Raw genomic sequence first — 11,667 nt, forward strand, 5'->3', positions numbered from 1 at the left:
TTGCCCGTCATTCAACGATTAATCCTTTAACCTTCTCTATTCTGACTGCCGCTACCTTCAGCTCTGAAATTTTTGCTATCGGATCGGTAGCAGAGTTAGTAAGATAATTAGCTGCTCCATCCGCAAAATGGAATGGCATAAACAATACATTTTCATCGATTATTTCAGAAATTTTTGCAGTAGTTTCAATCTGTCCTCTTCTTGAAGTTAATTTAACTCTGTCTCCATCCCTTATTCCAAGTTTATTGGCATCTACTTCGTTTATTTCAACATAGGATGATGGAGCAATTATGTTTATTCCCTCCACCCTTCCTGTCATAGTCCTCGTATGGTAGTGATATAGAATTCTTCCGGTCGTAAATACATACGGATATTCATTATCCGGCATTTCCGCGCTTTCAACATATTCGGCAGGCATGAATAATCCTCTTCCTCTCGCCATAGCTTCCTTGTGTAAATACTTTGTTCCCGGATGTTGCTTATCGGGACAAGGCCATTGAATTCCGCCATTATTTAATCGGTCATAGGTAATTCCACCATAGGATGGAGTGAGTGAACTTATTTCTTCCATTATCTTTTCCGGATGCAAATATTTCTTTTCAAATCCGAGATAATTCATTAATTCCATAAGAATCTGCCAATCCGGTTTTGATTCTCCAACAGACTGAATTGCCCTTCTTACTCTTTGTACTCTTCTTTCAGTATTTGAAAAGGTTCCGTCCTTTTCTGCAAAAGATGCTGCAGGAAGTATTACATCGGCAAATTCAGCAGTCTCTGTCATAAATATATCCTGAACTACAAGGAAATCCACATGCTTTAAAGCTTCTTTTACGTGATTTATATCCGGATCAGAAACCATTGGGTTTTCTCCCATAATGTACAAGAACTTTATTGAACCGTCATGGGCACCGTTGAATATTTCCGGAATAGTCAGTCCCGGCTTTGGCGAAAGTTTTACGCCCCAGGAATTTTCAAATTTTTCTATTACCTCAGGTTTAAAAACCTTCTGATATCCCGGTAAATCTGCCGGCAGCCCACCCATATCGCAGGCACCTTGAACATTGTTTTGCCCTCTTAAAGGATTTACACCTGCACCTTCCTTACCGATATTTCCGCATAACATTGCTAAGTTGGAAACACTCATAACTGCATTTGTTCCTGTAGTATGCTGAGTGATACCCATAGTATAATAAATACCGGCTTTATCTGCCTCACCGTAAATTGTTGCTGCCTTTATTATATCTTCCGTCTTGACTCCACAGATTTCTGCTGCTCTTTCAGGTGTATATTCCTTGATTACATTAACTAATTCCTCAAAGTTTTCACATCTTTCATCTATATACTTCTTGTCATACAATCCCTTCTCAAGGACTACGTTCATCATACCGTTTAACAAAGCAATATTTGTTCCCGGCTTCAGCTGCAAATATACATCTGCATAATCAGCAAGCTCAATCCTTCTCGGATCAGCCACTATAAGCTTAGAGCCTTTTCTTACAGCCTGCTTCATTCTTGCACCGATGATGGGATGGTTTTCTGTAGTGTTTGAACCGATTACAAACATGGCGTCTGTATCTGTTATTTCCTCTATACTGTTTGTCATAGCACCGCTGCCTAATGTAGTTGCAAGACCTGCAACTGTAGAGGAATGTCAGAGGCGTGCACAGTGGTCTACGTTATTTGTACCTATAACTGCTCTGAACAGCTTTTGGAATAAATAGTTCTCTTCATTGGTACATCTCGCCGAAGTCAGCCCTGCAAAACTGTCGGCTCCGTATTCTAATTTAAGTTCGTTTACTTTTTTTCTGATATATCTATAGGCCTCATCCCATGTGGCTTCTTCAAACTTGCCGTTTCTATTAATAAGAGGTGTCTTCAACCTGTCGGAATGATTAATAAATTTATATGCAAATTTACCCTTTACGCAAAGAAGACCGTTATTTAACGCATTCTTTGCAGGTTCAACGTCAACTACCTTATTTCCCTTTACGACTAAATCCATCTGACAGCCGACGCCACAGTAGGAGCAAGTAGTTCTTACCTTTTTGGTTTCCCAATGTCTGTATTTTTGTCTCTTGGGACTTAATGCTCCCACAGGACAGACGGATACACAATTTCCGCAGGAAACGCACTTTGAATTAATCAGACCTTCATTATAGGGAGTAGTAACAACCGCATCAAATCCTCTGTTCTCTAACCCGATGGCTGCAGTTCCCTGTAGTTCATCACAAACTCTGACGCATAATCCGCAAAGGATACATTTTCTTGCATCATAATCATAAAACGGATTGGATGTATCTATTTTAGGTGCTCTCTTTTCTCCCTTAAAGGTTCCTTCAAGAACACCGTATTCATAGCTGTAATCCTGAAGCTTACAATTTCCGGATTTATCACAGGTTAAGCATTCCATCGGGTGATTTGATATTATTAAATTAAGCACGTCTCTTCTTGCTTTTATAACATCCTTAGATTTTGTATGCACTACCATGTTATCCCTTACCGCAGTACTGCAGGAGGTTACCAAATTCTTAACCCCTTCCACTTCAACTAAACATAATCTGCATGCTGAGGAAGGATTCAACCTTTCATCATGACACAAAGTAGGAATATTTATGCCGGCATCTTTACACGCTTGTAAAATTGTAGTATTCTTTTTTACCTCATACTGAATGCCGTCTATAATAATATTCACTCTATCACTCCTTCACTTCATTTTCCTTTTCTGCATTTATTCTGTCAATCTTTTCCAATATATCTTCTATACCTAACATCTTCATCCAATTAGTTTTGATAAATTGTCCGTTTATCTTTCTGTACGGAGCTTCCGGTTTATCAACATATAAAAGCTCTGTTGTAAGACGACCCTTTAAGCATAACGGGCGACCATTGGCAGGCGGCTTGGCCACAACAGCCACATTCGCATTTCCTTTTGATTTTATTTCAAATTCACATCCATACTGACAGGATTTACAATTTATTACTTTTGATGAACCGTCCCATACTCTTATTTTTCCCATGGCTCTCTTATCAACCAAGGCACCTACAGGACATACCGCAACGCATCTATTACAGGACACACAGCTTGATTCTTCAAGTGTTTGATCAAAATCTGCAATTATTTTGGTATCATATCCCCTCTCAGAGAAGGATAGAACCATTCTGTCGCTTACCTGAGCACAGGTTCTTACGCATTTACCGCACAGAATACATTTTGCATTGTCCTTAAGAATGTATGGACTTGAAGTATCCAGCAGCTGTGGTCTCATAGCACCATTATGATCTCTGAATTTCATACCATATTCATAAGCGTATTTTTGTAAATAGCATTCTCCTGCCTTCTGGCACGTAAGACAATCATTTGGATGGCTGTCCAGTAATAGCTGTAATATATCCTTTCTCGTCTTTACAACCGAATCGCTTTCGGTATGAATTACCATACCATCTCTAACCCTTGTAGAGCACGATGTCTCAAGCTTCTTGCTGCCTTCTATTTCAACAACGCACAAACGACAGGCAGCCACTACCTCAAGGTTGGGATCATAACAAAGAGCAGGTATTTTAATGTCAAGCTTTTTCGCAGCTTCCAATATAGAAATATTATTAGGTACCGTAATCTTCTGACCGTCTATTGTAATTGTAACATTTGCCATCTTAATACCTCTATCCTTTCATTACTGCCTTTACCGGCTTAACAGGACATACCTCATAGCAGGTACCGCACTTAATACAAGCATCCTGGTTTATTATGTGTCTTTCCTTTACCTTGCCTGTAATACATGAAACAGGGCTGCTTTTAGCACATCTTGTACATCCAATACAAGCTTCTGTTATAAAATATTCTATTAATGGTCTACAGGAGCCGGAAGGACATTTCTTCTCTTTAATATGTGCTTCATATTCGTCTCTGAAATATTTAATGGTAGTTACTACCGGATTCGACGCGGTCTGTCCAAGCCCGCACAATGATGACTTACTTATTGTCTCGGCAAGGTCCTCCATTAGCTCAATATCTCCATCTTCACCGTGACCCACCACTATTCTTTCAAGAATTTCAAGCATTCTCTTTGTACCTTCTCTGCAAGGTACGCATTTCCCACAGGATTCATCAACAGTAAATTCCAAGAAAAATCTTGCTACATCAACCATACATGTATCTTCATCCATGACCACCATGCCGCCTGAACCCATTATGGAACCGATTTTTCCCAAGGATTCAAAATCAACGGGAGTATCAATCAGATATGCCGGTATACACCCTCCTGAAGGACCACCTGTCTGAACCGCCTTAAAGCCTTTTCCGTCCTGTACTCCGCCTCCGATATCATATACAATTTCTCTGAGGGGTGTACCCATGGGAACTTCAACAAGCCCTGCATTCTGAACCTTGCCCACTAAGGAAAACACCTTTGTTCCCGGGGATTTTTCAGTTCCTATACTCCTGAACCAATCAACACCTTTTTGAAATATTACAGGTACATTCGCATAGGTTTCAACATTATTTATAATGGTAGGTTTTTGCCACAAACCCTTATGTGCCGTTCTGTGAATCTTAGTTCTCGGCATCCCTCTTTTACCTTCAATAGATTCGATAAGTGCTGTACCTTCACCGCAAACAAAAGCACCTGAACCCAGACGCAATTCTATATCAAAGCTGAATCCTGTTCCTAAAATGTCGCTACCGAGTATTCCAAGCTCCTTGGCCTGCTCTATTGCTGTCTTGAGCCGTTTTACAGCTATGGGATACTCCGCTCTTACATATATAAAGCCCTTGTCGGCTCCAACCGCATAACCGCCTATTGCCATTCCCTCTAACACTGCATGAGGGTCATTTTCCAAAATAGACCTGTCCATAAATGCACCGGGGTCGCCTTCGTCGGCATTACAAATCATAAACTTTTGATCGGAATCATATTTAAAGGCCTCATTCCACTTTCTTCCTGTCGGGAATCCTGCACCGCCTCTGCCTCTGAGATTTGAAGCCATCATATCATCTATAACTTCACCGCTAAGTTTATTAAACAAGATATTTGCCAGTGCCGAATAACCGTCTACCGCTATATAATCCTCAATCATTAATGGATTTATAATCCCACAATTCTTCAATGCAATCCTTACTTGCTTTTTATAATAATCTCCGTTTAAAACGATAGAACCATCCTCATTTATATCTGCATTTCCTGCTTCTCTGACACGTGCTTCAAGAATTGGTCTATGCTCTTCACGTATTTGCTGCAATCTGTCAAGTGTTAACAATTTCTACACCTCGCTTCTATACTTTTCAATTAATTCTTTTACCTTATCCTTCGTAACCTTAGCATATACATCTTCATTAATAACTATAACCGGTGCTAAGCTGCAGTCACCGACACATCTTGTAGAATCAATTGAAAACTTCAAATCAGGTGTAGTACTGCCTGCTTTTATACCAAGAACCGTTTCTATCTCCTCTAATATAGCTTGTGCACCTTTTACATAGCAAGCCGTACCAAGACATACGCTTATAGTATTTTTTCCTTTAGGTATAAAAGAAAATTGTGAATAGAATGTTGCCACTCCATAAATTTCAGCCATTGGAATTCTTAAAGAGCTTGATATTAATTGCAGGATTTCTCTCGGCAAATAACCAAAGATTTCCTGTGCCTCCTGTAATACCGGCATAAGCACTCCGGGAGTTTCCTTATGATCTTGTATGAACATTTTGAAGCTTTCAATTTTTTCTTTATTTTTCTCTTTGTCAAATACAAACTCCATCTTTTTCTCCTTTATGAAATGAGACAGCCGACACAATTACTTAGTGTCGGCTGTATTCAGATGTTTAAATAATAAATACTGTCTAAAACAGTCCCTTTATCTTTCCGTCTACGTCAACATCTATGGTTTCTGCTGCAGGAACCTTAGGAAGTCCCGGCATTTTCATTATATCTCCTGTAAGTGCTACCAAAAATCCTGCTCCGGCAGATATTGTAATATCTCTTATTGTAATTTTGAAATTAGTCGGTCTTCCTAATACCTTAGGATCATCAGTTAATGAATACTGATTTTTAGCCATGCATATTGGCATATTGCTAAATCCAAGCTTTTCAAGATTAGCTATTTCCTTGTTTGCTTTTGGAGCAAACTCTACATCAGATGCTCCGTAAAGCTTAGTTGCAATTGATTTGATTTTTTCTTTTACGGATAAATCTAAATCATATGCAAATTCTAAATCACTTGACTTTTCAGTTAATCTTATAACTTCATCAGCAAGTTCCTGACCGCCCTTGCTTCCATTGCCCCAAACCTCGGACAATGCAACATTTACACCTAATTCCTTGCATTTTTCTTTAATTAAGTTAAGTTCCGCATCTGTATCTGTCGGGAATTTATTTATAGCGACAACTGCAGGAAGCTTAAATACCTGAGTAATATTTTCAACATGCTTTAATAAGTTTGGAAGTCCTTTTTCTAATGCAGCTAAGTTTTCCGCACCTAAATCTGCTTTTGCAACTCCGCCGTTATATTTCAAAGCTTTTACTGTAGCAACGATAACTACGGCACTTGGTTTTAAACCTGTTTTACGGCATTTTATATCTATAAATTTTTCAGCTCCCAAATCTGCTCCGAAACCTGCTTCAGTAACTACATAATCAGCAATTTTGCTTGCCATTTTCGTAGCAATAACACTGTTACAGCCATGAGCTATATTTGCAAAAGGTCCTCCGTGTATAAATGCGGCAGTTCCCTCCAATGTTTGAACCAAATTTGGTTTTAATGCATCCTTTAATAAAGCAGCCATGGCACCTTCTGCTTTTAGCTGACCTGCTGTAATTGCTTCACCGCTTCTACTGTACGCAACAACTATCTTTGATAAGTTTTCTTTTAATTCCAATATATCGTTAGATAAGCAGAAAATAGCCATTACTTCCGAAGCAACAGTAATATCGAATCCATCCTCTCTTACTACACCCTCTGTTTTTCCGCCAAGACCGTTAACTATCCTTCTTAGCTGTCTGTCATTCATATCAACGGCTCTTCTCCATACAATTCTTCTTGTATCTATATCCAATTGATTGCCTTGATGAATGTGGTTATCAATCATTGCCGCAAGAAGATTGTTTGCCGCACCTATTGCATGGAAATCACCTGTAAAATGAAGATTAATATCTTCCATTGGAACAACCTGAGCATATCCTCCGCCTGCAGCCCCGCCTTTAACACCAAATACAGGTCCTAAGGATGGTTCACGAAGTGCGATTATTGTTTTATGACCTAAACTTGAAAGTGAATCTCCCAAGCCGATGGTTGTAGTTGTTTTACCCTCCCCTGCAGGAGTAGGATTAATGGCTGAAACTAATATAAGCTTAGCATCTTCATTATCCTTTAATTCGTTCTGTAAATATCTAAAGTCTATTTTAGCTTTATATTTACCGTAATTTTCTACATACTGATCAGGTATACCTATTTTTTCAGCTATGTTGTTAATTACCTGCATAGTTGCTTGCTGTGCAATTTCAATATCACTTAAAAATTTATCTGGCATTGCTCCTCCTAAAAAATGTTATCGTTTTTATAATATTTATAAAAAATATATTTGTATTATATTATAAAGTATGATAGTATAAAATACAATTTATTTAATATTTAACAGAGTAGACAAGATGCGTTAAGTGTTAGGGGATGGGATGTCGCCCTTAAACGAAAGCTTTACGCTGCGGTATCTTGTCGCTTCCGCTGTATTTGAGGATAATTACAGTGTTATCCTCCTATATTGTGCGGAGGTATTATTGCTCAAGAAGGAGGATAATATGAGAAATAATACAGCACAAAAATTCACATCATTAAAAATTGTGCGAGCCGGGCTTTTTATAGCCATGAGCTTAGTTCTTAAGGTTATGTTTGAGGTTTATATACCTCTTGGAGGAATTCCCGCACTGCGTATAAATTTCGCATCGATACCCTTAATGTTATCAGGAATAGTTTTAGGTCCGGTAACCGGATTTTTGGCAGGTGCATCGGCAGACTTAATTAATTTTATGGTTAAACCCAACGGTCCGTTTTTCCCCGGTTTTACATTAGTTAGCGGCTTAACCGGTTTATTGCCCGGCTTGATTTATAAGTATACAAAAAAGGATATAAATTATAATTTTTTAAATACAATTTTTATATCACTTTTATCTGTTAGTTTTGTATCAATATTCATTTATCAAGGTCTATTAACCTTTGATAACGGTATAATGTATAACGGAAAACCCTTAAACCCTATTTATATAGCAGGATTTTTTACTTTAGTTTTAATTTATTTAATTATTCCCGTAAAAATAACATCCAAGAATATTGATTACAATATGAATAAAATTGTTTTTACGGTTAGTGTGACACAACTGATAACCTCAATTATATTGAACACTTACTTTTTAACAATTTTATACGGAAAGGGAATAATGGCATGGTTGCCGGCAAGAGTGTTAACCAACTTTTTCATGATACCTTTGTATTCAATAATAATTGCGGCGATTCTAAATGCATATAAAAAGTTAGAATAAAGCCCTGTTAATACTATCCGCGGCTAACCTTCCTGTTGAAAATGCAGCCTGAATATTAAAACCACCTGTATCACCATCGTAATCAATTACCTCACCTGCAAAATAAAGGTGGGGTATTATTTTTGATTCCATGGTTTTTGGATTAATTTCTTCTGTTGATATTCCACCCTTTGTAACCATGGCTACATGGAAACCGCCTAACTTTTCAACCTTGAAAGGATAATTTGAGATTAATTCGATTAATTTCTTTCTTTTGTTTTTATCTAACTGACTACATATCATTTCTTCATCAACATTTGTTAGCTTCATAACCTTTCCTATGAAACGTTTTGGCAAATTATACTTTTTTAAAACAGTTTTAATATTCATTTTGCCGGAAGCTAAAATTAAATCCTCAAAATCGTTTTTAAATTCTTCACTGTTTTTAAAGGTTGTAAAATTAATTCTTAATATATCTCCCTTTTCTATATACCTTGAATTATTCAATATAACGGGACCTGATATATTCACATGAGTAAACAGAAGGTCTCCCCTGAATTCATTTATTTTTTTATTGTTTCTCCATAATGTCACGCTTATATTTTTAAACGAAATTCCCGGTATATCCTTAAAATCATAATTGTCCGTGTAAACAGGAGTCAAGCTTTCCGTTGGTTTTTCAATTTTGTGGCCTATACATTGGGCAAGTTTATATCCGTCACCTGTTGAACCTGTGTTTGGATATGACATTCCTCCTGTGGCAATTATTACATTAGAGCCGGCAAAGGAAGAATTTGTAGTTTTTACTATAAAAAATTTATCTTCATGGTACATTATCTTTTCCACCGGTGAATCGTATATAAATTTCACACCGTTTTTTTTGCAGCAGGAAATTAATATATTTAATATATCATCCGCTTTTAATGATTCCGGAAATACCTTTTCGTCTTCTCTTATAAAGCTTTTAACACCATGCCTATTAAAAAATTCTATAGCAGCCGTATTTGAAAAGTTAAAAAGGGCAGATTTTAAAAACCTGCCCCTATTGCCATATCTTTTTAAAAGCTCGTCTAAATTACAATTATTTGTATAGTTGCATTGACCTGCACCTGATATGAGAAGCTTTTGACCCGGTGCCGCATTCTTTTCAATTAATAAAACCTTTTTATTTTTAATAGAAAGTGCGCTGAATAATCCTGCTGCTCCTGCTCCTATTATTATTACATCGTATATCATTACGGTACTATTATGCTTACAGCCACATATTCTCCGTTCTGAGAAACAGCCGAGCTCGATATATATTGTCCTTCTTCTATGTTCTTCAAATACTTTGTATTGCCTGATATATTAATTATTCTCGTACTATCTGTTACCTTTAAATATACGAGTTCAGGCTGACCGCTTCCGGTACTTGTATTTTGCATCATTATTATCTTGTCTTTTTCATTAATAAAAATTACTTTACCGGAAAAATTTGTTACAGCCTGAAGCTCTGATGCCTCAATTGTAACAATTTCACCTCCTGAAGTATTAACGTTGACATTGTATCCTACTCTCAGATCATTAACAGATGCAGTTTTATTTCCAAGTGTTACGATAACATTTTTACTTATGAAGTATTGTTCAACATCTCCATCCTCATCAGCAATTTTCAATTTACTTTCTGCACCTAATATAATCTCCTTTATGATTCCGCTAATTTCAGCTTCTTTGGCAACAGTATTGATTTCAATCATATCATCATACTCAGTCGTAATAGTAACTTCATCTCCAACTCTTACCTGGTCAAAGCTTGATGCCTTATCATTTCTCGTAACCTCAACATCACTGTTAAACTTAAATGTTTTTACTTCATCATTTTCCATCTTTATAGAAATTGTAATAGGATATTTTGAATAATCTATTTTAGAAATTACGCCGTCATAATATTTAATACGGCTGACAGCATTAACCTGATAAACCTTTCCATCCTCTAACAGCAACGTAACTTCATCATTCTTATTTAATTTTCTTAATTCAACCTCTTTGCCGTCAAGATAAACTTTAGCGTCCGAAGGTATTCTGTATTGAAGCTTATCCTTGTCTCCATCAATTATTGTCAAGGATGCAGGTGATGCATAAGCAACTATGGATATTCTGCCGATTTTAACCTCTTTTGAATTATCAACCTCTATACTTACAGCTGTTCTGTCCTCGTCTATCTTGCAACTTACAATCATGTCCTTTTTCAAATCAGAAAAATCTCTCGCTCTTTTATTTATAGTTATCTTTGTATCGTCATTTATTCTTACTATATTTTCTTTGCCGCTTTCATTTTTAATATATATGTATGTTTCGTTTTTAGATGATGAAAGCTGGGAGATTATACCGCTTTCAACTGTCATTTTCAAATAATCGTCAAATTCGGGATACACGTCATTATCCTGCAAATAATCGTAAGCTTTATCTATAACAGTTGCTACTTCAGCTCTTGTTATTTTATTCGTAGGATTAATGTTTTTCTTATCGTCTCCCTGCATTATTTCCTTATCATACATTATATAGATATATGGTCTTGCTGCAGCAGATATTTTGGCTGCATCAGTAAAAGGCAGCGAATATACCTTTAAATCCTGTGCTTCTTTTCCTAATAGCATTGCTTTCGTTAAAAGTACAGCTATTTCTTCCCTTGTTGCATCCTGAAAAATTGTTTTTTTGGAAAACATATCTTCAATACCCTTTTCAGAAACAACTCCCAATTCAATTATTACCGATAAATATTCGAATGACCAATCATAGCCCATCGTATTAAGCATACGATCAAAACTTGATTCATATTCTTCAATTATTTGTTCTCTTAAATCTTCATCAATTTCATATAATCTTGACATCATTATCAATGCTTCTAAAACAGTAACATTGTTATCCGGTTTAAATGTTTTATCATCATAACCTGCAACCAAACCGTTATTTGCAACTCTCTCTATGTATCCTTTAGCCCAATGATTTGAAATGTCTGTGAATGTTAATGCATTTACTGTCATTGCAAGGACTAAAGAAAGAACAATTACCAGCAATATAACCTTTTTCATAGTGCCTCCTAAATACCCATGTTTTTATAAAATTATATCATAAAACAATCATTCCCGCAATTAATTCTTGATTCGACAATTCAATTTTACTATTG

8 protein-coding genes and 1 riboswitch are annotated in these 11,667 nt (G+C 36.6%); of the genes, 1 reads left to right on the forward strand and 7 read right to left on the reverse strand.

Annotated features, from left to right (window positions below):
* Positions 1–7 precede the first annotated feature (7 nt).
* The 5 genes from fdhF to RT412_RS00135 form a co-directional block, all read right to left on the reverse strand.
* Entirely contained in the window at positions 8–2,692 is a 2,685-nt protein-coding gene (fdhF, locus tag RT412_RS00115; RefSeq protein ID WP_313339076.1) for a formate dehydrogenase subunit alpha, read from the reverse strand.
* 4 nt (positions 2,693–2,696) lie between these two features.
* A complete protein-coding gene (locus RT412_RS00120; RefSeq protein ID WP_313339078.1) occupies positions 2,697–3,650 on the reverse strand; it encodes a 2Fe-2S iron-sulfur cluster-binding protein in 954 nt (317 codons plus the stop codon).
* A 10-nt stretch (positions 3,651–3,660) separates the two neighbouring features.
* Positions 3,661–5,253, reverse strand: a complete 1,593-nt coding sequence (locus RT412_RS00125) for an NADH-ubiquinone oxidoreductase-F iron-sulfur binding region domain-containing protein (protein ID WP_313339080.1) — start codon at positions 5,251–5,253, stop codon at positions 3,661–3,663.
* A 3-nt stretch (positions 5,254–5,256) separates the two neighbouring features.
* Positions 5,257–5,751 carry an NADH-quinone oxidoreductase subunit NuoE gene (gene nuoE, locus RT412_RS00130; RefSeq protein WP_313339082.1) on the reverse strand — a complete coding sequence of 165 codons (495 nt, stop codon included), beginning with the start codon at positions 5,749–5,751 and terminating at the stop codon, positions 5,257–5,259.
* A gap of 82 nt (positions 5,752–5,833) precedes the next feature.
* Positions 5,834–7,519, reverse strand: coding sequence for a formate--tetrahydrofolate ligase (locus RT412_RS00135; RefSeq protein ID WP_313339084.1), 1,686 nt, complete (start codon positions 7,517–7,519; stop codon positions 5,834–5,836).
* Positions 7,520–7,622: 103 nt separating this feature from the next.
* Positions 7,623–7,715, forward strand: a riboswitch (THF riboswitch).
* Positions 7,716–7,784: 69 nt separating this feature from the next.
* Between RT412_RS00135 and RT412_RS00140 the strand changes: the two genes are divergently transcribed.
* A complete protein-coding gene (locus RT412_RS00140) occupies positions 7,785–8,522 on the forward strand; it encodes a folate family ECF transporter S component (protein ID WP_313339086.1) in 738 nt (245 codons plus the stop codon).
* Here RT412_RS00140 and RT412_RS00145 read toward each other — a convergent pair.
* Both RT412_RS00145 and RT412_RS00150 read right to left on the reverse strand, forming a co-directional pair.
* Positions 8,514–9,737 carry an NAD(P)/FAD-dependent oxidoreductase gene (locus tag RT412_RS00145; RefSeq protein WP_313339088.1) on the reverse strand — a complete coding sequence of 408 codons (1,224 nt, stop codon included), beginning with the start codon at positions 9,735–9,737 and terminating at the stop codon, positions 8,514–8,516. The genes RT412_RS00140 and RT412_RS00145 overlap by 9 nt on opposite strands.
* Positions 9,737–11,572 carry an S-layer homology domain-containing protein gene (locus RT412_RS00150; protein WP_313339090.1) on the reverse strand — a complete coding sequence of 612 codons (1,836 nt, stop codon included), beginning with the start codon at positions 11,570–11,572 and terminating at the stop codon, positions 9,737–9,739. The genes RT412_RS00145 and RT412_RS00150 overlap by 1 nt, the downstream gene beginning before the upstream one ends.
* Positions 11,573–11,667: the final 95 nt, after the last annotated feature.

The organism is Sedimentibacter sp., assembly GCF_032080165.1.
GTDB lineage: Bacteria > Bacillota > Clostridia > Tissierellales > Sedimentibacteraceae > Sedimentibacter.

Excerpts from the sequence above, each read along its gene's own strand:
- RT412_RS00140 (WP_313339086.1), top strand. The coding sequence starts at position 7,785 with ATGAGAAATAATACAGCACAAAAATTCACATCATTAAAAATTGTGCGA.
- RT412_RS00150 (WP_313339090.1), bottom strand. The coding sequence starts at position 11,572 with ATGAAAAAGGTTATATTGCTGGTAATTGTTCTTTCTTTAGTCCTTGCA.
- RT412_RS00120 (WP_313339078.1), bottom strand. The coding sequence starts at position 3,650 with ATGGCAAATGTTACAATTACAATAGACGGTCAGAAGATTACGGTACCT.
- RT412_RS00145 (WP_313339088.1), bottom strand. The coding sequence starts at position 9,737 with ATGATATACGATGTAATAATAATAGGAGCAGGAGCAGCAGGATTATTC.
- nuoE (WP_313339082.1), bottom strand. The coding sequence starts at position 5,751 with ATGGAGTTTGTATTTGACAAAGAGAAAAATAAAGAAAAAATTGAAAGC.
- RT412_RS00135 (WP_313339084.1), bottom strand. The coding sequence starts at position 7,519 with ATGCCAGATAAATTTTTAAGTGATATTGAAATTGCACAGCAAGCAACT.